At 59.6% G+C, this 20621-nt stretch carries 23 protein-coding genes; 7 read left to right on the top strand and 16 right to left on the bottom strand.

What is annotated here, in order from left to right; all coding sequences use genetic code 11:
- Positions 1-28: 28 nt before the first annotated feature.
- The 6 genes from WA225_RS06690 to WA225_RS06665 form a co-directional block, all read right to left on the bottom strand.
- Positions 29-316, bottom strand: coding sequence for a helix-turn-helix domain-containing protein (locus WA225_RS06690; protein ID WP_422607331.1), 288 nt, complete (start codon positions 314-316; stop codon positions 29-31).
- Positions 313-633 (bottom strand): type II toxin-antitoxin system RelE/ParE family toxin, encoded by a 321-nt coding sequence (locus tag WA225_RS06685; protein WP_064116983.1) that lies wholly within the window; start codon positions 631-633, stop codon positions 313-315. Before WA225_RS06685 ends, WA225_RS06690 begins: the two co-directional genes overlap by 4 nt.
- Positions 634-743: 110 nt before the next feature.
- Entirely contained in the window at positions 744-1043 is a 300-nt protein-coding gene (locus WA225_RS06680) for a hypothetical protein (RefSeq protein ID WP_422607330.1), read from the bottom strand.
- A gap of 323 nt (positions 1044-1366) precedes the next feature.
- Positions 1367-1549 carry a hypothetical protein gene (locus tag WA225_RS06675; RefSeq protein ID WP_422607329.1) on the bottom strand — a complete coding sequence of 61 codons (183 nt, stop codon included), beginning with the start codon at positions 1547-1549 and terminating at the stop codon, positions 1367-1369.
- A 47-nt stretch (positions 1550-1596) separates the two neighbouring features.
- Positions 1597-2739 carry a hypothetical protein gene (locus tag WA225_RS06670; protein WP_422607328.1) on the bottom strand — a complete coding sequence of 381 codons (1143 nt, stop codon included), beginning with the start codon at positions 2737-2739 and terminating at the stop codon, positions 1597-1599.
- A gap of 95 nt (positions 2740-2834) precedes the next feature.
- Complete coding sequence (locus WA225_RS06665; protein WP_064116986.1) at positions 2835-3098, bottom strand: hypothetical protein; 264 nt, start codon at positions 3096-3098, stop codon at positions 2835-2837.
- A 298-nt stretch (positions 3099-3396) separates the two neighbouring features.
- Between WA225_RS06665 and WA225_RS06660 the strand changes: the two genes are divergently transcribed.
- The gene (locus WA225_RS06660; protein ID WP_422607327.1) at positions 3397-3900 is read left to right on the top strand and encodes a polysaccharide deacetylase; all 504 of its coding nucleotides are present in this window, start codon (positions 3397-3399) and stop codon (positions 3898-3900) included.
- A 3-nt stretch (positions 3901-3903) separates the two neighbouring features.
- Here WA225_RS06660 and WA225_RS06655 read toward each other — a convergent pair whose 3' ends face one another.
- Positions 3904-4035: a hypothetical protein gene (locus tag WA225_RS06655; RefSeq protein ID WP_422607326.1), complete on the bottom strand. Its 132-nt coding sequence runs from the start codon at positions 4033-4035 to the stop codon at positions 3904-3906.
- Between the two features lie 240 nt (positions 4036-4275).
- Here WA225_RS06655 and WA225_RS06650 point away from each other — a divergent pair, with 240 nt between their 5' ends.
- From WA225_RS06650 to WA225_RS06640, 3 genes are all read left to right on the top strand, one after another.
- Positions 4276-6204, top strand: coding sequence for a RecQ family ATP-dependent DNA helicase (locus WA225_RS06650; RefSeq protein ID WP_422607325.1), 1929 nt, complete (start codon positions 4276-4278; stop codon positions 6202-6204).
- Positions 6205-6336: 132 nt separating this feature from the next.
- A complete protein-coding gene (locus WA225_RS06645) occupies positions 6337-7563 on the top strand; it encodes a 3-hydroxyacyl-CoA dehydrogenase NAD-binding domain-containing protein (RefSeq protein WP_422607324.1) in 1227 nt (408 codons plus the stop codon).
- Between the two features lie 219 nt (positions 7564-7782).
- A complete protein-coding gene (locus tag WA225_RS06640; RefSeq protein WP_422607323.1) occupies positions 7783-8208 on the top strand; it encodes an acyl-CoA thioesterase in 426 nt (141 codons plus the stop codon).
- 55 nt (positions 8209-8263) lie between these two features.
- On the opposite strand, the gene WA225_RS06635 is transcribed toward WA225_RS06640, so the two are convergent.
- From WA225_RS06635 to WA225_RS06620, 4 genes are all read right to left on the bottom strand, one after another.
- The gene (locus tag WA225_RS06635; protein WP_422607322.1) at positions 8264-8746 is read right to left on the bottom strand and encodes a glycine zipper domain-containing protein; all 483 of its coding nucleotides are present in this window, start codon (positions 8744-8746) and stop codon (positions 8264-8266) included.
- Between the two features lie 328 nt (positions 8747-9074).
- The gene (locus tag WA225_RS06630) at positions 9075-11423 is read right to left on the bottom strand and encodes an FdhF/YdeP family oxidoreductase (RefSeq protein ID WP_422607321.1); all 2349 of its coding nucleotides are present in this window, start codon (positions 11421-11423) and stop codon (positions 9075-9077) included.
- On the bottom strand, positions 11420-12259 hold the full coding sequence (gene fdhD, locus WA225_RS06625) for a formate dehydrogenase accessory sulfurtransferase FdhD (protein ID WP_422607320.1): 840 nt from the start codon (positions 12257-12259) through the stop codon (positions 11420-11422). The genes WA225_RS06630 and fdhD overlap by 4 nt, the downstream gene beginning before the upstream one ends.
- Before the next feature lie 92 nt (positions 12260-12351).
- Positions 12352-13239: a LysR family transcriptional regulator gene (locus WA225_RS06620; protein WP_422607319.1), complete on the bottom strand. Its 888-nt coding sequence runs from the start codon at positions 13237-13239 to the stop codon at positions 12352-12354.
- A 138-nt stretch (positions 13240-13377) separates the two neighbouring features.
- On the opposite strand from WA225_RS06620, the gene lysM reads away from it, so the two are divergent.
- Positions 13378-13818 (top strand): peptidoglycan-binding protein LysM, encoded by a 441-nt coding sequence (lysM, locus tag WA225_RS06615; protein WP_422607318.1) that lies wholly within the window; start codon positions 13378-13380, stop codon positions 13816-13818.
- Positions 13819-13869: 51 nt separating this feature from the next.
- Here the strand turns inward: lysM and yrfG are convergent, their stop codons facing one another.
- Positions 13870-14532 carry a GMP/IMP nucleotidase gene (gene yrfG / locus WA225_RS06610; protein ID WP_422607317.1) on the bottom strand — a complete coding sequence of 221 codons (663 nt, stop codon included), beginning with the start codon at positions 14530-14532 and terminating at the stop codon, positions 13870-13872.
- 88 nt (positions 14533-14620) lie between these two features.
- Between yrfG and nudE the strand changes: the two genes are divergently transcribed.
- Both nudE and cysQ read left to right on the top strand, forming a co-directional pair.
- A complete protein-coding gene (nudE, locus tag WA225_RS06605; protein WP_422607316.1) occupies positions 14621-15187 on the top strand; it encodes an ADP compounds hydrolase NudE in 567 nt (188 codons plus the stop codon).
- An 11-nt stretch (positions 15188-15198) separates the two neighbouring features.
- Complete coding sequence (gene cysQ / locus WA225_RS06600) at positions 15199-16026, top strand: 3'(2'),5'-bisphosphate nucleotidase CysQ (protein WP_422607315.1); 828 nt, start codon at positions 15199-15201, stop codon at positions 16024-16026.
- Between the two features lie 202 nt (positions 16027-16228).
- Here cysQ and WA225_RS06595 read toward each other — a convergent pair whose 3' ends face one another.
- The 4 genes from WA225_RS06595 to rfbC are packed head-to-tail and all read right to left on the bottom strand — an operon-like array spanning position 16229 to position 20459.
- Positions 16229-16684 carry a YiiD C-terminal domain-containing protein gene (locus WA225_RS06595; RefSeq protein ID WP_422607314.1) on the bottom strand — a complete coding sequence of 152 codons (456 nt, stop codon included), beginning with the start codon at positions 16682-16684 and terminating at the stop codon, positions 16229-16231.
- Positions 16681-18066, bottom strand: a complete 1386-nt coding sequence (locus tag WA225_RS06590) for a sigma-54-dependent transcriptional regulator (protein WP_422607313.1) — start codon at positions 18064-18066, stop codon at positions 16681-16683. The genes WA225_RS06595 and WA225_RS06590 overlap by 4 nt, the downstream gene beginning before the upstream one ends.
- Positions 18063-19871 (bottom strand): sensor histidine kinase, encoded by a 1809-nt coding sequence (locus WA225_RS06585; RefSeq protein WP_422607312.1) that lies wholly within the window; start codon positions 19869-19871, stop codon positions 18063-18065. Before WA225_RS06585 ends, WA225_RS06590 begins: the two co-directional genes overlap by 4 nt.
- A gap of 42 nt (positions 19872-19913) precedes the next feature.
- Positions 19914-20459: a dTDP-4-dehydrorhamnose 3,5-epimerase gene (gene rfbC, locus WA225_RS06580; protein ID WP_422607311.1), complete on the bottom strand. Its 546-nt coding sequence runs from the start codon at positions 20457-20459 to the stop codon at positions 19914-19916.
- Between the last annotated feature and the right edge of the window lie 162 nt (positions 20460-20621).

Genomic DNA, 20621 nt, shown 5'->3' with positions numbered 1-20621 from the left:
GACTGCCATTATTCCCGCAGAATGCTGCTCAATCAGCCAACGCATTCAGTACATGAACTGGATCATTATAGATGGCCTTGAGTAGTGCTTTAGCTGGCCCGGTTGGTACCCGACGACCTTGCTCCCAATTACGCAAAGTTCCGAGTTGGACATCGATCAACGCCGCGAACTTTGCTTGTGTCATGCCGGTGGCTTTACGAATTTCTTTGACCTGTAATGCATCAACATAAAATTCGCGGGAGGGTTTTCGTTCACCCCGCAGAATTTCATCCATCTCCTGCACGCTTTCCATCAGCTCATCAAAAAACTTGCTCATGGTTGTCTCCAGTTTCCGATCATGGCTTTCATAGCTTTCCGTTCATCATGGGTCAGATCGTGTTGTTCATTTTTTGGGTAAATCATCAACAAAGCGATCTGTGACGCCGAGACGAAGTGGTAGTAGATCACCCGGGCGCCGCCGCGTTTGCCGTGACCCTTGGAGGCGACTCGAGCTTTACGAACCCCTCCTGCCCCTTCGATTACATCGCCGATAGACGGGTTCACAACTAGCTGTTTTTGGAAGGCGGCATAGGTGTCGTCGTCCAGAAGCTCGATTACTCGGCGGGTGAAGACTGAAGTCTCAATAAAAATCATCGTCAATGTACGCCAGTGACTTACTTCGAGGCAATGCTGAAGTGTTTGAAAAGGATGACTGGTTTCTGATCGCTCTCACTTAAGAATGAGAGCGATCTGTCCACGCAGCCTTAGGCCGGCGCCTTCCAATTGAGCATTCGCTGCTGCGCAACCTGCAGCAGGTCACAGCCATCCTGCGTCAGCAGATAGAGGGCGTGGGTGATGTGGGGGATGTCTTCGACGTCGGCTTGTTTGAAGTTGAGGCAGTAGAGGGTGCGTAGCAGGTCGCTTGAAGCGCGCAGGCGCTGGACGGCGCATTCGAGGATGTCTTGCGGGTTGGCGTGTGTGTCGATGATCAGGGGCTTGGTGTCGGTGAGATTGGATTCGAGTGGGCGGTAGCGATCAGTGGTGAATTGATTCCATGTTTTCATTATTTTTGCCTCGTTTTTTGCGTCATGAGAATCCGCACCCACCGTGACCAAGCGATAGGTGGCGGACTGCGTTCGGGTTGGTCAACCGATGAGGCATTCACAACCGGCACACCCGAAGGTGTCCCGAACACAGCCGCCATAAAGCGTGCTGACACAAAAAAGCGCCAGCAGCATACAACGACTGTGAATGCGCATCTAATACGGGTGACCAAGCCCGAGCCGCTGATTTGGCAGCGACAGTCACGACTATAGAGACGAGCTACACGACGGCGATAGAAGACAAGGAGTCTGTGCTTGTAGGAACAGGACGTAGATTCAATAGGTCATTGCTGACAATCCTTCAGACGTCTTAAACGAGCGCGTTTATCTGCCATCAGTTTCCTGCTTACTTCATCGGAAATGCTTGGCCGAGGATCATCAATGCTGACTTGGACCTGCCTGATGACCCATGCTTCGTAGGTTTCCTCGTCGCTAGCCTGTTCCGATTCACCGCTCGTACTGTTCATCGTTCTATTTCCTTCTTGGTTGAAAACCTATCGGTCGCCGCTCCGCCTCAGCCAATAACTCGATACGCCGCCACATCCAGCACTCTCGTCGTCAGCCCCGTCGCAGGCGCGTAAATCGGGCCTTTCACCGCCGAAAACGGCACTCCTTTGCTGCCCAGGGAAACATAGCGCTCACCTTTATCCAGTTCGGTGAAGTAAGTGTAGGAAATGCTGTGCATCTGCTTGTAGAGCGCTTCGTCGGCGACGATGGCGCCCGTCAGGCGCAGCAGATCTATTTCGCTCAGGTTCAGGGTTTTGTTCAGTTGTACGCCCCAGCGCTTGAGGCAGGTTTCGGCCAGATGGCGGACGATGCGCCCAGGTTCGACCAGTACTTTCAGATCGTTGCTGTTATTGGGTACGCCGCCGCTGGACGTGGCGTTGCCCGCCATGGTCGCGTGGCGGCCGGCCATGGGATAGACGCAGGTTTTGGTGCCGGGGGCGGTTTGCGGGATCACGCAGCTGAAGCCTTTGGAGCGTTCGTCGCGGGCGTAGAAAGCGACGTACTCTTTGACATTGGCGCCGAGTTTGACCCGTTCGTCCTGGAAGTTACCAATGCCTGGAACAGGATCAAGTGCGAATATATTTACCGGGATGTTTTTTAGTTCTGGAACTTTTAACATTGCGTTAGCCAGCATATGGCAACTTATACCGCCCCGGCTCCAGCCCACCAGGTTGACGTGTGTTGGAATAACACCGTCCTTTCGGAAGGTCTTGATAATCTGCTCTTGCAACTTCTGCTGAGTCACACTGCGATCACCGTAGTTATATTTGCGCCAGAACCACGAACCTTCGGCTTTTACATCTTCAATGGGAATGCCGGCGGCTTTGAGGCGGTTGTATTCAGCTTCGGTGAGTTGCTCGCGCTGCCAGTCGCATTTGCCCTTGATGACATTGACCGCGTGCTGCACGTTTTCTTCCCAGCCCTTGCCGAACAACGTACCAGTAAGGCCGTATTCTTTGGTCTTGGTGAACAGGTCATCGGCTTGCAGGTTACCGGAGCCTGGGCCGTCGACCACGATCCACTCGGCAAATTCGCGACCGGAGTGGTTTGCTGCCAACGTGGAAATCAATTCGCCGTCCCAGAAATTTTCATGGGTAACGTCGAACTTATTGGAGCCGGTGCCACAGAAAAAGATAGTTAAAACTGTCATGGTGTTGCCCTTGGCTAAATGTAAGAGCAAACACGTTAAGGTTGAAGTTGAATATAAATAAAGCGTTCTGTTGTTTCCGGGTTTGTGCTGTTTTGTTATTGTTGGGGTTTCTGTTTTGCAACTTCGAGCAAGTCGCAGCCATCTTGAACAAGCAAATAAAGAGCATTGACGATGTTGGGGATATCTTTCACGTCGGATTGTTTGAAACACAAACAGTAAAGTGTTTCCAACAGGTCGCTGGCGGCGCGCAAGCGCTGGTCGGCAGCATTGAGCAGTTCGTCATGACTGGAGTGGGTGTCGATGAGCAGAACAGAGTTTTCGCTGTAGCAAGTTTTGAGCGGGCGATAGCGGGTGATCATGGTGAGGCGTGTCCTTCGAAGGCGCTCGGCGGCGAATACGATTTGTCCACCGCGCCAATCACTATAGAAGCGCGCCGAGCAGCGGAACAAGACAGGAAAAATGGACGGGTTTTGTAGGGGTTTTTCCGGGCCTCGGGCATTTGCCCTACGCGTTTTCATGGGTTTTTCAAGGTGAAACCCTTAGGCCGGAAATTTCCTACGGGTTTCTCAGGCGCTTCGTTAGAAACCGCTGTAAGGTGCGCGCCAGAATTTGTCGGACGTTTCCAAATGTCCGATACGCACTTAAAGGGAATTAGGTATGCAGTGGCTACGAATGGCCTCGATTGTATTGCTGTGGGCCAGTGGTTGCCGTTTGGCAATGGCAGCCGAGTTGGGCAATTCGCTGTTGTTTAATCAACTGGATCGAACCGGTTGGCCGGACGCCCTCAGCAGTCAGGCAAACGTGGATACCGCTTCTCGCGCCGAAGTGCTGATGTTTGGCAAAGCGTTGCTCGCCAGTGAGGCACTGGATGAGTCCGCGCTCAAGCAACGGCTGGGCGTGCCGCAGGTGCAGCTCAAATCGATCAGGCAGGTGCGCGACGGCTTGTGGGACCACCTGTTGAGCACCTATCGCAATGCCAGCCAGGGCTGCGACGAGCAGGTGTTCTGCCCGCGGGTACGCAGTGTCGCGGACTTGCGCCAATTGGCGGCAGCGTTTACCGGCGACATCAGTCCTGCCCATGCGCTGTGGGCGAGCAAGAGCCAAAGCGTGCATGAGCAGATACTGAACGAGCAGTTACGCGTGGCAGTGTTGCTGCCCTGATGATCAGGTCACTGCCGCTGAGGCCGTCGTCAGGCTAATAGCCAGTTCCGGAAGATCACCGGGAAACGGCATGCATCCGCTCAGCAACAGAGTCGCGAGGATGAGGGCGAGGGGCAGCTTCAGTGTGTTCGACATGTTCATTCCTTTGTGAGGTTGTGCGTACATCAGCCGTCCTGGCGTGATGCGGGTGGAGCAGGCACGTTAACGCGATGCCGGAAAACACCGCGATAAACAAATCGTCTCGTCTGTTTCAGTCTGTGGCTGCGTGTTCGGGGCTGTATCATCCCGTATCGATTTGCCCCCCGACCTTTTCTCGACTCGCTGCGATCGCCCGCTAGGCTGTTGGCATGTCAGCGGTCAAAGGAGTGACAGCGAATGCACAACACCCTGGAACAGGTTTTTGGTTATCCACAGTTTCGACTCGGTCAGGAGGCGGCTATCAGCGCCGTGCTGGCCGGGCGCTCGGCCGCGGCCATCTTTCCCACCGGCTCCGGCAAATCGCTTTGCTACCAACTGCCGGCGGTGATGCTGCCGAACCTGACGCTGGTGGTGTCACCGCTGCTGGCGCTGATGCAGGATCAGTTGGCGTTCCTGCAACGCCACGGTATTTCGGCAGGCAGCATCGATTCGGCGCAGAGCCGCGACGATGCCAATGACGTGATGGCCCGCGCTCGCTCGGGTCAATTGAAGATTCTGATGGTCTCGGTGGAGCGCCTGAAGAACGAGCGTTTCCGCAATTTTCTGCAGCAGGTGCCGATCTCGTTGCTGGTGGTGGATGAGGCGCATTGCATCTCGGAGTGGGGCCACAATTTCCGCCCCGACTATCTCAAGCTGCCGGACTATCAACGGCAGTTCAATATTCCGCAAACGCTGCTGTTGACGGCCACGGCGACGCCGAAAGTCATCGCGGACATGCAGGCCAAATTCGCTATCGCAGCTGACGATGTAGTGACCACCGGTTTTTACCGGCCCAATCTCAATCTGCTGGTGGAGCCGGTACGCGGTCAGGACAAGCGCGGGCGTCTGGTGGAATGGATGAGCGAACGCCCGGGGCAGCCGAGCATCGTCTACGTCACCTTGCAGAAAACCGCCGAGCATATTGCCGAGCATCTCGGGCGCAACGGCATCCAGGCCGAGGCTTATCACGCCGGGTTACCCAACGATCAGCGCGAGGGCATACAGAAACGCTTCATGGCCGGGCAGTCCAATTGCATTGTCGCGACCATCGCGTTCGGCATGGGCATCGACAAGAGCGACATCCGCAATGTGGTGCATTTCGACCTGCCCAAATCCATCGAAAACTACAGTCAGGAAATCGGTCGTGCCGGGCGCGACGGACAGCCTTCGGACTGTCTGGTGCTGGCCAACCGTGACAGCCTCAATGTGCTGGAAAACTTCGTTTATGGCGATACGCCGGAGCGTGACGGCATCCGCCATGTGCTCGACGAATTGAAAGCCTCGGTACCGGAAGGGCAGTGGGAGTTTTTGCTGGGGCCGCTGGCGGATCAGAGCAATATTCGCGCGCTGCCGCTCAAGACCTTGCTGGTGCAGTTGGAGCTGCGCGGGTTGATCGCTCCGCGCTATGCCTACTACGCCGAGTACCGTTTCAAATACTTGCTGGAACCCGAGGCGTTGCTTGAACGTTTCGAGGGCGAGCGCAGGGATTTCGTTGCCGCGATCATCCAGACCTCAACCCGCGCGCGGACATGGGCGACGGTGAATTTCGAGGCGATGTACACGCAGTATTCGGCCGAGCGCAATCGGGTGGTCAAGGCGCTGGATTACTTTCAGGAAAAAGGCTGGGTCGAGCTTGAGAGCAAGCAGATGACCGAGGTCTACAGCGTGCTGCGCAGCGACTTTGACAGCGAAGTGTTGAGCGAGGAGTTGCACGGTTATTTCACCCGCCACGAACAAACCGAAGTGGCGCGGATACACGCGATGCTTGAACTGTTTTCGACCGAGCGTTGCCTGGGTTATCGGCTGGCCGAGTACTTCGGCGACCACAATGCCCCAGAGCCGTGCGGACATTGCTCAGTGTGCCACGGGCAAATCGCGCGTCTGCCGGCACCGCTGCCATTGCCGGCGCTTGTGGATAAAAACTTCGCGACGCTGTGCAGTGATTTTATCCACAAGCATGAGCAGCACACCGGCAGCGTGCCGACAGCGGAACGACTGACGCGGTTTCTGTGCGGCATCAGCGTGCCGTTGTTCACCAAGCTCAAGGCTCGGGCGATTTCCGGGTACGCGGCATTGGAGGAATACCCCTACGCCGACGTCCGTCAGTGGGCCCAGGACAACCTTTAACGCCCGTAGCAGGCTTTGAACCAGAGGCTGTATCCATCCGCTGAATGTCGATCATCACGGTAATAAACTTCAAAAAACGTCGATGGCTGACTAAGGTGAGACCAGTCTTTGGATCGCCAACAAGAGAACAACATGAGCCAGACATCCTTCGATATTCAGCAGGCCGCCGTGATCGGCGCAGGCACCATGGGTCGCGGCATTGTCATGTGCCTGGCCAACGCCGGCGTGACGGTGCAGTGGGTGGATAACAATCCACAGATGCTTGAGCAGGCACTGGCGACGGTGGCTGACACTTATGCACACAACGTGCGGCAAGGACGGATTGATCAGGCCGAGGCCGATGCGCGCATCGCTCGGGTCAGTGCAGCGGCAGACTACGCGGCGATCCGCAATGTCGACCTGGTGATCGAAGCGGTGTACGAAAATCTTGAGCTCAAGCAGAAGATCTTTCGTCAACTGGATGGCTTGCTCAAGCCTGAGGCGCTGTTGGCGAGTAATACCTCGGCGCTGGATATCGATGCGATCGCTGCAGCGACGAAACGTCCGGATCAGGTGCTCGGCCTGCATTTCTTCAGCCCGGCGCACATCATGAAACTGCTGGAAATCGTGCGCGGCGCGCAGACTTCGCCGGCCGCTCTGGAAGCAGCGCTGGCGCTGGGCAAGCGTATGGGCAAGGTCAGTGTGGTGTCGGGCAACTGTCATGGTTTTATCGGCAATCGCATGCTGCATCCGTATGTGCTGGAGGCGCGCAAGATGTTGCTCGAAGGCGCTTATCCACAGCAGGTCGACGCGGCGCTGCAAGGCTTTGGTTTTGCCATGGGACCGTTTCGCATGTACGACGTGGTCGGCATCGATCTGGAATGGCGCGCTCGCGAATTGGCCGGCAAGGGCCAGGAGGCGCCAGAGGTGCAGGTGGATAACCGCTTGTGTGAGCTGGGTCGGTTCGGGCAGAAATCCGGCAATGGTTATTACCATTACGAGCCGGGCAGTCGGCAGGCTGAGCATGATCCTGAGGTCGATGCGCTGGTGTTGCAGGTTAGTGAAGGTCTGGGCTTTCAACGTCGCGAGATTGGCCCTGAGGAGATTCTGGAGCGCTGCCTGCTGGCACTGGTCAACGAGGGCGCGAAGATTCTGCAGGAAGGCATTGCCGAATCCGCCCATGACATCGATCTGGTGTATCTGAACGGCTACGGCTTCCCGGCGGACAAGGGTGGGCCAATGGCCTGGGCCGATCAGCAAGGGCTGGCGGATATTCATCAGCGGCTGTTGGCGCTGGAGACGCGGCAGGGTGATCAGTGGAAGCCGGCGCGGTTGATTGGTGAGTTGGTGGCGCAGGATAAGGGGTTTGCTCAAGTGTAATGTCGCGGCCAAAATCGTTCCCCCTCACCCCAGCCCTCTCCCCCAGGGGGGAGAGGGGGAAGGGAGCCGATCTGCCTGGGATTCAGCATTTGAGTTCGACTCGAAGGATCAGATCGGTGTATTTCGAGAGAACACCTCGGTCAGTCCCCTCTACCTCTGGGAGAGGGCCAGGGTGAGGGCAAGCGGCCTCACTGAAAAAACAGGAGAATCAGCCCAACCATGTCCACCCCTCAGCGCACCGACTACCCACACTTCCAGCCCATCACCACGCGCTGGCACGACAACGATGCCTACGGTCACATCAACAACGTCACCTATTACAGCTTCTTCGACACGGCCGTGAACACCTACCTGATTCAGGTCGGTGGTCTGGATATCCACGACGGCGAGGTGGTGGGGTTTGTGGTCAGTTCGGCGTGCGATTACTTCGCTTCGATCGCGTTTCCGGATCTGATCGAGATCGGTCTGCGGGTCGGCAAGTTGGGCAACAGTTCGGTGCAATATGAACTGGCGGTGTTCAAGGTCGGCGAAAGTGAAGCATGCGCGGCCGGGCGCTTCGTTCACGTATTCGTCGATCGGGCGAGCAATCAGCCGGTGCCGATCCCTGCCCGGTTGCGCGAGGCGCTGGAGCGTCTGGTGGTTTGAGATAGGCAAAAAAAATCGCAGCCCTCGGGCTGCGATTTTTATTCAAGCATTCGCCTTAACGATGGCGATAGTACTTGTGATGCTTGCGGTGGCCATAGGCATGGCCGCGACCACGGTGGTCGTCGCGGTAGTAGCGACGGTTATCACGACCGCGATCGTAATGACGATCGTCGTCATCGCTCTTGTTGCCCATGTAATTGCCCAGCGCGCCACCCGCGCCGCCACCGGCTGCGGAGCCGATCAGGCTGCCGGTAGTGCCGCCCATGCTGCGGCCGACTACGTTACCGCCGGCTGCGCCCAGTGCACCACCGATGGCGGCTTCGCCACGGCTGCGTTTGTCGGCGCCTACCGCGCTACCACCCGCGCCGCCCAGGGCTGCGCCGATGGTGGAACCTGTATTGCCGCCTAAAGACTGACCGACGACCGAGCCAAGAACCCCGCCCAATGCGCCGCCCACACCTGCTTCGGTGGTGCCGCCAGCAGACGCAAAGCCACTGACCAGGCCAAGGGACAACAAGAGAATCGAGGAGAACTTCATAGAGGAGCCTCAAAGGGATGACGGCGCCGATCCTGAGGCTGTGTCACAAGCGTGACAATCGAAATCCGACGAATAACACGACTTGTATACAATTTCGCAAGTTGCTGTTTTGTATGCGGAACTTAAGCGATTTTCGCCGGTCTTTAGCTACTTCGGACAGGCCGCTTTTGTGAAAAAGCGGCCTTTTTTGTGGGCGTTTGAAAGGTGCTTGGGCTCAGACATGTATTGCTTGAACCGACGCCTTCGCGAGCAAGCTCGCTCCCACATTTGAAATGCACTCCAATGTGGGAGCGAGCTTGCTCGCGAATAGGCCGGTTCTGACATCGCGTTACGCGGACTTGGCCATGATCAGCCCCGTCTCACTCGCCGCCTCCAGCCGAATCGCAATGAACTTCGACGTCGGCGTATGGCTGCCATCCCCGGTGCTTTCCAGCGGCACCAGTGGGTTTACTTCCGGGTAATACGCTGCCGCTTGCCCGGCCGGAATATCAAACGCCAGCAGGGTAAAGCCCTTCACCCGACGCTCACGACCATCGTCCCACAGCGACACGATGTCGGCCTTTTGTCCCGGACGGAAGCCCAGACGAATGATGTCCGCTTCGTTGGCGAACAACACATCACGCTGACCCTTGACCCCGCGATAACGGTCGTCGAGGCCATAAATCGTCGTGTTGTACTGATCGTGGGAGCGCATCGATTGCAGGATCAGATCCGGCAGTTGCCCGGTGGCGCGGGTGCGTTCGTGGACCAGGTCTTTGGGCAGCATGTTCGCGCGGAAGTTGGCCCGCCCCGACGGCGTGTTCCACTTGCGCGCGCCGGCGCTGTTGCCGAGGTAGAAACCGCCCGGGTTCTTGACCTTCTCGGCGAAGTCCTTGAAGCCTGGAATGGTGTCGGCGATCAGTTCGCGGATGCGCCCGTAATCGGCCACCAGCCAGTTCCAGTCCACCGGTTTGCTGCCCAGCGTGGCGGCAGCGATGCCGGCGATGATCGACGGCTCCGAGCGCATCTGGTTCGACAGCGGCTGCAACTGACCGTTGGAGGCGTGAACCATGCTGAACGAGTCTTCTACGGTGACCGCTTGCGGGCCCTCGGTCTGGATGTCGATGTCGGTGCGACCGAGGCACGGCAGGATCAGCGCGTCTTTACCGTGAGCCAGATGGCTGCGGTTGAGCTTGGTGCTGATCTGCACCGTCAGGTCGCAATTGCTCAGCGCTTCGAACGTACGTGGGCTGTCAGGCGTTGCCTGAGCGAAGTTGCCGCCCAGACCGATAAAGACTTTGGCGCGCCCTTCGGCCATCGCATGGATCGCCTCGACAACGTTGTGGCCATTGTGGCGTGGCACCTTGAACTGGAAGCGTCGCTCCAGCGAATCAAGGAAGGCTACTGGCGGGCGCTCGTTGATGCCCATCGTGCGGTCGCCCTGCACGTTACTGTGGCCGCGCACCGGGCACAGACCCGCGCCCGGTCTGCCGATGTTGCCGCGCAACAGCATCAGGTTGGCGATTTCCTGGATGGTCGGCACTGAATGGCGATGCTGGGTGATGCCCATCGCCCAGCACATGATCACGTTCTTGCCCTTGGCGTACATGCGTGCGGCTTGTTCGATTTCTACGAGGGTCAGGCCGGATTGCTCGACGATCTGTTCCCACGGTGTGTCATCGACCACGCCCAGGTACTCGAGCACGTTGGCGCTGTGCGCGTTGAGGAAGTCGTGATCGAACACGGCAGGTTCGCCAGCCTTCTGCGCGTCGCGTTCCCACTGCAGAAGGAACTTGGCCATGCCGCGCAGCAGCGCCATGTCGCCACCGAGCGCGGGGCGGAAATACGCGGTGTTGGTCGGCTTGTCGCCGTTGGTGAGCATTTCGATCGGGTGTTGCGGGTGCTGGAAGCGTTCCAGGCCACGCTCTTTCAACGGGTTGACGCACACCACTTGGGCGCCGCGTTTCACCGCTTCACGCAACGGTTCGAGCATCCGTGGGTGGTTGGTGCCCGGGTTCTGGCCCCAGACGAAAATCGCATCGGCGTGTTCGAAGTCATCGAACGTCACGGTGCCTTTGCCGACGCCAACGCTTTGCGCCAAGGCGACACCACTGGCCTCGTGGCACATGTTCGAGCAGTCCGGGAAGTTGTTGGTGCCATACGCACGCACAAACAGTTGATACAGGTACGCCGCCTCGTTGCTGGCGCGACCCGAGGTGTAGAACTCGGCCAGATCCGGGCTCGGCAGACTTTGCAGGTGTTTGGCGATCAGCGTGTAGGCGTCGTCCCAGCTGATCGGCTTGTAGCGATCGGTTTCGGCGTCGTAGACCATCGGCTCGGTCAGTCGACCCTGATATTCCAGCCAGTAGTCGCTCTGCTCCAGCAGCGAAGTGACGCTGTGTTTGGCGAAGAACTTGGCATCGACGCGGCGCTTGGTCGCTTCCCAGTTCACCGCTTTCGCGCCGTTCTCGCAGAATTTGACCATGCCGCTTTCCGGCGAATCACCCCAGGCGCAACCCGGGCAGTCGAAGCCGCCGTTCTGGTTGGTCTTGAGCATCATGCGCAGGTTTTTCAGCGCGTTGTCGCTGGTCAACCAGGCTTGGGCCACACTGATCAGGGCGCCCCAGCCGCCGGCGGCACCTTTGTAAGGCTTGTAGCGCGGGACAGGTTTCTGGTCGGCTTGATGATGTTGGCTCACGCTTGATTCTCCATCGCGGGGCTGTACACCCGCGGCGCACTTTTCTGCGGCAGGTGGATGAGATTGAGGTTGTGACGACGGGCCCATTGCACGGCAAGGCCGGTGGGTGCAGACAGGCTGACCAGGGTCTGGATGCCGGCACGCAAAACTTTCTGAATCAATTCGAGACTGCAACGGCTGGTGACAATCGCCAGGCCGCCTTCTGTGGATATCTTTTGCCGGATCAACCCGCCGATCAACTTGTCGAGGGCGTTGTGCCGGCCAATGTCTTCGCGCCCGAGCAGCAATTCGCCGCTGGCGTTCATGAACACCGCCGCATGCACCGCGCCGCAATGCTGACCCAAAGGCTGAAATGCGCCGATGCGCTGACGCAAACCGTCCAGCCATTCGATCGGTGGCAACGGCGCACCGGGCAGGACCTTTAGCTCGGGCAGCGCCTGTTCCACCGCTTCAACGCCGCAGAGGCCGCAACCGCTGGTGCCCGCCAGTTGCCGACGTTGTTGCTTGAGGTTCCAGAACGCGCGGTTGGCGATGGTCACTTGCGCGTATTGCGCAGAACCGGCGCCGCTCAGTTGCAGATCATAAATGTCGGTGGCGGCGATGATGATGCCGCTGCCGAGGCTGAAACCGACGATGAAGTCTTCAAGGTCGGTCGGTGTCACCAGCATCACTGCCTGACTGATGCCGTTGTAGGCGATTGCCAACGCGACTTCCTCGGCCAGCGCGGTGCTGGCCGATTCTTCGCGGGGTAAATCGCTGTAACTGTAGGTCTGGCTGGCGGCAGGCGCGGGCGTTTCAAGTGCAGGCGCCGCGCAGGCTGGGCGCTTGGCGTTCATGGCATCACCGACGGTTTGATCAACGTTAAGACTAGGCGCGGCAACTTGTCGCGTCTAATCGCTAGTGTCGATCTGTCGATAGATACCGTCGATCAAGGCGCCGTTGGCGATTGCTGATACAGCGCGAAACAGGCCTCGGCCAACGCTGAACGTGGGGCGCCGCGGCGCATGATCAAGCCCAGCGGGGCGAGGGTCTGGGCGTTTTCGAGGGGTTGCAGGCGCAGGTGGTCGGTGAGTTTTTCCAGGCCGCCGTCGAGCGGCATGATCGCGCAGCAAAAACCGCCGTGCACGGCTTGTAACAATTGATGGACGGCGTCGGTTTGCAGCAACGGTTGCGGGGTCAGGCCACGGCTGTGGAAGTTGTGGTCGATGGATTGGCGAAAATGCATGCCGCTGGTGAGCATGCCCAGCGGCAGTTCGATCAGCGATTGCCAGCTCAACGGCGCCTCGCCGAAAGTGAAGGTGCGCTGGTCGTAGAGCAGGCCCATACGCGTTTCGTTGAAGGCCAGTGATTCGAAACGTTCGTGATCCAGTCGATCCAGATAAGACACGCCAAGGTCAATGCGGTTGTTCGCCAGGTGCTCAAGAATCTGCTCGGCGCTCAGCGCCGACATTTCGAACCGCAGGTCCGGGTGGGCGCTGTGCAGACGTTGCATCAACGGCAGCGGATCGAAACTCGACAGCGGCACCACGCCCAGCCGCAGTGTGCCGATCAGATTGCCGCGACACGCCGCCGCTTCTGCGTGCAAACCGTCATAAGCTGCCATCACCGAACGCGCCCAGGCCAACACCCGCTCGCCGGGCGCGGTGAAGCCTTCGAAACGCTGGCCACGGTTGACCAGCGGCAGGTCGAGTTCTTCTTCGAGGCTGCGCAGGCGCATCGACAGGGTTGGCTGGGTGATGTGGCAACGCGCGGCGGCCTGGCCGAAGTGGCGGGTTTCGTCGAGGGCGATGAGGAATTTCAGCTGCTTGATGTCCATCTTCGCTCCGGGTGTTGGCAGGGGTTGGCGATTCTACCGCTTGCGCGGTGGCAGGGTCATTGGTCGGCTTGGAACCGGGTTTGTCTGCGGTGGTCTAGGCTTGGACGACTGAACCTTTATTCCATGGAGAGAACCACGATGAGCCTTTTTAGTTTTGTTAAAGAAGCCGGTGAGAAGTTGATCGATCTGCTGACCCCGGGCAACGCCAATGCCAGTGAGCAGTTGAAGGAACACATCAGCAAGGTTGGTCTGGGTAATCCGAATGTGCAGGCGACGGTGGATGGCGACAAAGTGACCGTCACCGGTGAAGTGGCGAACCAGGAAGAGAAAGAGAAGATTCTGCTGGCGGTGGGCAATATTGCCGGGGTTGGCAGCGTTGATGATCAGATTACGGTGAGTGGCCCGGTTGTCACTGCCGCACAATTTGTCGTGGTCAAGTCGGGTGACACCCTCAGCGCGATTTCTCTGCGTGTGTACGGGGATGCCAACAAGTATCAGAAAATTTTCGATGCCAACAAACCGATGCTCAAGGATGTGAACAAAATCTATCCGGGGCAGACGCTGCGTATTCCTGAGTAACACAAAACCCCTGTAGTAGCTGCCGCAGCCTGCGGCAGCTACTACAGAAGATTAGAGTCCGGCAATCAAATCCCGGTAATCCTCAACCGCCGCAAATTCCGCCGTGTCCTTCGGCCCCTTGCGACTGTCCGGCTCCTTCACGGCCAACAAATGCGCCACACCAAAATCCCGCGCACTGCGCAGAATCGGCAAGGTATCGTCGATAAACAGACTGCGCGCCGGCTCAAAGCCTATGTCCGCCTGCAAGGCGTCCCAGAACTGCGGGTTCTCCTTGGGAAAACCGTAATCATGCGAGCTGATCAGCCGCTCGAAATACGACGCCAGTTCAATTCGCTCCAGCTTCAGCGACAGTGAATCGCGGTGCGCGTTGGTGATCATGATCACCCGTTTGCCCGCGCGTTTGATCGCCTCCAGAAACGTGTCGGCATCCGGGCGCAAGGCGATCAAATGCGCGGTTTCCAGTTTCAGCTCGCGCACGGATAACTTCAGTTCGGCACTCCAGAAATCCAGGCAATACCACTGCAACTGACCGGCATGCCGTTCGAACAATGGCTGCAACTCCATCTCGGCCATGGCCCGGCTGACACCGTGCAGTTCGGCGTACCGCTGCGGCAGGTGTTCCAGCCAGAAATGATTGTCGAAGTGCAGATCCAGCAGCGTGCCGTCCATGTCGAGCAGAACGGTATCGATGTCGGACCACGGTAATGAAGGCATGGCAACGTCTCGAACGGTAGAAAGATATCCGACATAAACAATCGGGAAAGCCGCGTTATAGTAGCGCGTTCACGCCAAGGAGCTTTGCATGCGCCAGAAACCCACCGTACTTGCCCGCGAGATCGTCGCCACCAGTCGCCTGTTTTGCGTCGAAGAACTCAAGCTGCGTTTTTCCAATGGCGTGGAACGCACCTATGAGCGTCTGGTCGGCAAGGGCGCCGGGTATGGCGCGGTGATGATCGTGGCGATGCTGGACAGCGAGCATGCCGTGCTGGTCGAGGAATACTGCGGCGGTACCGATGAGTACGAACTGTCCTTGCCTAAAGGTTTGATCGAACCGGGCGAAGATGTACTGGCGGCAGCCGAACGTGAGCTCAAGGAAGAAGCCGGTTTTGGCGCGCGGCAACTGGAGCATCTGACTGAGCTGTCGCTGTCGCCCGGTTACATGAGCCAGAAGATTCAGGTGGTGCTGGCGACTGATTTGTACGAGGAGCGACTGGAGGGCGACGAGCCCGAGCCGATGCGGGTCGACAAGGTCAACCTGCGCGAGTTGTCGGCGCTGGCGCTCAATCCTCAATTTTCCGAAGGCCGCGCCTTGGCGGCGCTTTATTTGACCCGGGACCTGCTGACCCAGCGCGGGTTCTTTCAGCCATGATTGAGACGTCGATGAATTTTCCCCATCCTTTGATGGCCCCGGTGGTTGAGCTGGCGTTGCGCGCCGGCGAAGCGATTTTGCCGTTCTGGCGCGTGGGCGTTGCAGTCACGGCCAAGTCCGATGACTCACCGGTGACGGCTGCCGATCTGGCCGCGCATCATCTGATCCTCGCCGGGCTGACGGCGCTTGATCCGAGCATTCCGGTGCTGTCCGAAGAAGACGCCAACATCCCGCAGAGCGTGCGCGCCGGCTGGCAGCGTTGGTGGTTGGTCGACCCGTTGGACGGCACCAAGGAATTCATCAGCGGCAGCGAAGAGTTCACTGTCAACATTGCGCTGATCGAAAACGGTCGGGTGGTGTTTGGGGTGGTGTCGATGCCGACTAACGGTCGTTACTACGTCGGCGGCGCTGGCCTCGGTGCCTGGCGTTGCGATCAGGACGGTACACCGGTGTCGATTCAAGTGCGCGATGTGCCGGGACCGGGTGAAGCGTTTACCGTGGTCGCCAGTCGTCGACATTCCAGCCCCGAGCAAGAGCGTTTGCTGGCGGGTTTGAGTGCCAGCCTCGGTGAACTGCAACTGGCCAATATCGGCAGTTCGCTGAAGTTTTGCCTGCTGGCCGAAGGCGCGGCGGATTGCTATCCGCGGCTGGCGCCGACTTCGCAGTGGGACACGGCGGCGGCGCAAGGTGTGCTGGAAGGGGCGGGCGGTGAAGTGTTGGATCTGAACGGTGAAGCGTTCTGTTATCCGGCGCGGGAATCGCTGCGCAATGAGTTCTTTTTGGCGCTGCCGGCGAAGGCGGCCTGGCGTTCGCGATTGTTGGCGTTGGCTCGGGGGTAAGTCGGCTGATCCGACATCCCCTCACCCCAGCCCTCTCCCCCAGGAGAGGGAGCCGACCGCAGGATATTTGAGAGCTGCGCCGACCGGTCGAGCCTTGCTGAATCCATAATCGCTGCGATCTTTCAGGTCGATGTATAACGCAAGACTCCTCACCCTAGCCCTCTCCCTCGGGGAGAGGGCTAGGGTGAGGGGCTTTTGATGTTTACCGGTGCAAAACGTACTGCCCGATAAACCGCACCGCATCCTCATCACTACCCGCATTGACGATCCGCGTATTCAACGCCAACCGCGCCCGCCCATAACGCCGATACATCGCCAGAAATTTCTTCCACACCGCCGCATCCGGCGCCGGGCAAAATGCCGTGGCATCGCCGGTAACGGGCAGTGGATAACTGATCTGCCCCTCCTGAATCACGATGTGCCCGTCGTCGATGCCTTCCTCTTTCAAGCGCAAATGCAGCCAGCCCCAACCCGCCAGCACTGCGCCGCAGTAAAGGCTGCCACCGAACATGGTGCTCTTGTGGTTGACGTTGGCGTCCAGCGGCAAATACAGGCTCAATTGCTGCGCCTGCCAGTCGAGCACCTTGAGGCCCATGTCGCGGGTCAGCGGGATGTCGTGATGCAGCACCGACTCGAGATAGCGGCTGTCGCGGTTCATTCGGCTTCTTCTCCATGGGCGCCGCTGTCGGCGAAGTTGAGTCCGTGTTTGCGCAACTTGTCATGCAGGGTCTTGCGCGGAATGCCAAGTGCTTCGGCCAGGCTGCGTACCGAACTGTGCGCACGCGCCAGTTCGGCGGCGATCAATGACTTCTCGAAGTTTTCCACCTGCTCGCTGAGGCCGCCGCTGACGATCACCGTCGAGCTGGCGCCGCCTTCGGCACCGCTGTTATCCAGCGCCAGTTCCAGACCCAGGGCAAAACGCTCGGCGGCGTTCTGCAATTCGCGCACGTTGCCGGGCCAGGTATGGCGCAGCAGCAAGGCGCGTTGCGCCGGTTGCAGTTCGTGCGGCGGCAGGCCGTGGCGCGCGCTGGCTTCATCGGCGTAATGCTGGAACAGCACCAGCACGTCTTCACCGCGTTCGCGCAACGGCGGAATGCGCAGCGGCGCGACATTGAGGCGGTAATACAAGTCGGCGCGGAAGCGCCCCTGATCGGCGGCCTGGCGCAGGTCTTCCTTGGTCGCGGCGATCACGCGGATGTCCAGCGGGATCAGTTGATTGCCACCCAGCCGTTCGACCACGCGCTCCTGCAGCATGCGCAGCAGTTTCACTTGCACGTCCATGCTCATGCTCTCGATTTCATCGAGAAACAGCGTGCCGCCGTTGGCGAATTCGAATTTGCCGATCCGGCGTTTTTGCGCGCCGGTGAACGCGCCGGGTTCGTGGCCGAACAGTTCGCTTTCCACCACCGACTCGGCCAGTGCACCGGCGTTGATCGCGACGAACGGGCCGTTACGGCGGCTCGAGAGATCGTGCAGTGCGCGGGCCACGACTTCTTTGCCGGCACCGGTTTCGCCGAGGATCAGCACGTCAGCCTTGGTCGCGGCCAGCGCACCGATCTGTTCACGCAGGCGCAGCATCGGTGTCGAATGGCCGACCAGCCGCGCGCTCAGTTCATTGCGATCGCTGAGGGCCAGCCGCAGGCTGCGGTTGTCCAGCACCAGCCGGCGCAGGGCGAGGGCGCGGCGCACGCTGTCGAGCAGCGCATCGCTGGCGAAGGGTTTTTCGAGAAAGTCGTAAGCGCCGGCGCGCATGGCCTGTACCGCCAGCGGTACGTCGCCGTGGCCGGTGATCAACAGCACGGGAAGTTCCGGATCCTGTGCGTGCAACTCGCTGAGCAGTTCGAGGCCATCCATGCCCGGCATGCGAATGTCGCTGACCACCACGCCGGGCCAGTCACGCTCAAGCTGTGCGGCCAGGCCTTTGGCTTCGGACAGCGGCAGGATTTTCAGGCCGGCCAGATCCAGGGTCTGGCCGAGGGCCTGACGCAGGTGCGGATCGTCGTCGATCAACACCACCTGAATGCGATTGTCGATGGTCATGCACTTCGATCCTCGGACGGTTGCAGGCTGACCCCGGGTGCACCGGCGCGCAGCCGCAGGGTAATCAAGGCACCGCCTTGCTTGTGGTTGGCGAATGACAGTTCACCGCCAAAGGCGCGCATCAGGGTTTCACAGATTGCCAGGCCCAGGCCCAGGCCCTGAGTGCGGGTCTTGGTGGTGTAGAACGGCTCGCTGGCGCGGCCGAGGGCTTCCATGCAGAACCCCGGGCCGTTGTCGCGAATGTACAGATTGACGCCCTCGGCGGTGGATTCGGCACTCAGCCACAATTTGCGCGGCGGGCCTTTCTCGGTGAGCGCATCGAGGGCGTTGGCCAGCAGATTGCCGAGGACTTGGCGCAGGCGGGTTTCCCCGGCCTCGACCCACAGCGTGGCGGCCGGCAGATCGCGGATCAGCTCGACCTCCATGCTGCGGCGCCGTTTGGCCAGCAGGGCCAAGGCATCGTCGAGTGCCGGTTGCAGGGCGACGCTTTCCGGGGCGTGGCGATCGCGGCGGGCAAACGCGCGCAAGTGGGCGATGATCGAGGCCATGCGCCCGGTCAGTTCGCTGATCAGTTTGAGGTTGCCGCGTGCATCGTCGGTGCGCTGATGGTCGAGCAGCACCTCGGCGTTTTCCGCGTAGCTGCGTATCGCCGCCAGCGGCTGGTTGAGCTCATGGCTGATGCTCGCCGACATCGTCCCCAGTGCCGACAGTTTGCCGGCCTGAACCAAGTCATCCTGCGCGCGCACCAATTCCTGCTGCGCTTGTTCGCGCTCCAGCACTTCCTGCTTCAATCGGCGGTTGAGGCCTTCGAGATCGCTGGTACGTTCGGCCACTCGACCTTCGAGTTCGCGACGCGCCTTGGCTTCGAAGGCGATGCGTTCCAGATAATGCCGACGACGTTGCATCATCAGACCGAGCAACAGCATCACCACCAACAGCGTGGCGCCACCGATGGCGACGACGGTGCGCACCGGACGGTCGATCAGCGTGCGTGGCGCGAGGATGCTCACGCTCCAGCCGGTTTCGGCGATGTCGTGGGTCTGGATCAGCCACGCGGTGGGGCTGAGGTTCAGCGGACGCGGTTCGCGGGTCGGGTAGGGCTGAATGGCGGTGATCGCCGAGCGTTCGCTGTCGCTCAAGGCGCGGGTCGAGCGAAAGCGCCATTCCGGACGCGAGGTGAGGATGACCACGCCGTTGTGGTCGGTGACCAGCAGTTGTTCCGGAGTTTTGCCCCACAGGCTTTCGGTGTGGTCGAGATCGACCTTGATCACCAGCACGCCGATGATTTTTTCGCCGTTGCGCACGGCGGCAGCGAAGAAATAGCCGCGTTTGGCCGACGTCGTGCCGAGGCCGAAGAAGCGTCCCAGACGCCCGGCCATGGCTTCGCTGAAATACGGCCGGAACGAGAAATTGCGGCCGACAAAACTGTCGTGTTTATCCCAGTTCGACGCCGCCAGCGTCTGGCCGCTGGTGTCCATCAGGTACATCACTTCAGCGCCGGTTTGCGCGGCGATGTTCTTCAGCAGGCGATTGGCATTGCCTTGGGTGACGCCGTCGTCCGGCGCGCCGAGTACCGCGCGCAGCGCCGGCAAGTCGCCGAGGATTTGCGGCAACACTTCATAGCGGTGCAGGGTGCCCAGCAGGTTGGCGACGTACAGGTCGAGGGTCTGCCGGTTCTGCCCGGCCAGTTCGCTGCGGTAATAGCGCTCGGCGAGATGTTCCAGCGGCCACAGCAGCGGCGCCAGACACAGGGCCAGCAGGGCGAGGCTGCGCCAGCGGGGTCTGCGGGGGAGGGATGGTTTCATGAGCCGGATGCGCCTGAGATGTCAGGCGCATTATGCCTAGGCTCAGGCGAAGACGTCAGCGTCCTTGAGCAGGGCTGCGGCCTGATCCTTGGCGGACAGCTGCGGCGCTTCGTCCAGCTGCCAGTCGATGCCCAGCGCCGGGTCATCCCAGCGAATGCTGCGCTCGGATGATGGATCGTAGTAGTTGGTGGTCTTGTAGAGGAATTCAGCGAACTCGCTCAGCACCACGAAACCATGGGCAAAACCTTCCGGCACCCACAGTTGCCGATGGTTTTCAGCCGACAGGCGCACCGCCACCGATTTGCCAAAGTGCGGCGAGCTGCGGCGAATGTCCACGGCCACGTCCAATACTTCGCCAACCGTCACGCGGACCAGTTTGCCCTGAGTGTTTTGCAGTTGGTAATGCAGGCCACGCAATACGCCTTTTTGCGAGCGCGAGTGGTTGTCCTGAACGAATTGCGTGTCCAGACCGGTAGCGTCCTGGAACGCCTTGGCATTGAAACTCTCGTAGAAAAAGCCGCGCTCGTCACCGAACACCTTCGGTTCGATGATCAGGACACCGGGCAGGTCGGTGGTGATTACATTCATGGGGAGTTCCATAGGCAGGTGCGAATGGCCGACATTCTTGCGCAAAGTGCCGGAGGGTGCGAGTGCTGCGAGACAAATAGCCCGGATACCTTTGCGCGGTTGGGGGTTGCGGATCCCGTCCAGCAATGGCGATATAGGCGCCTAATAAAATTTCAGGGGTCG

Source organism: Pseudomonas sp. (assembly GCF_049300855.1).
In the GTDB taxonomy this organism is placed as follows: Bacteria; Pseudomonadota; Gammaproteobacteria; order Pseudomonadales; family Pseudomonadaceae; genus Aquipseudomonas.
Note: the sequence above shows the minus strand (reverse complement) of the source record. Positions and strands in the feature narration are given on the sequence as shown.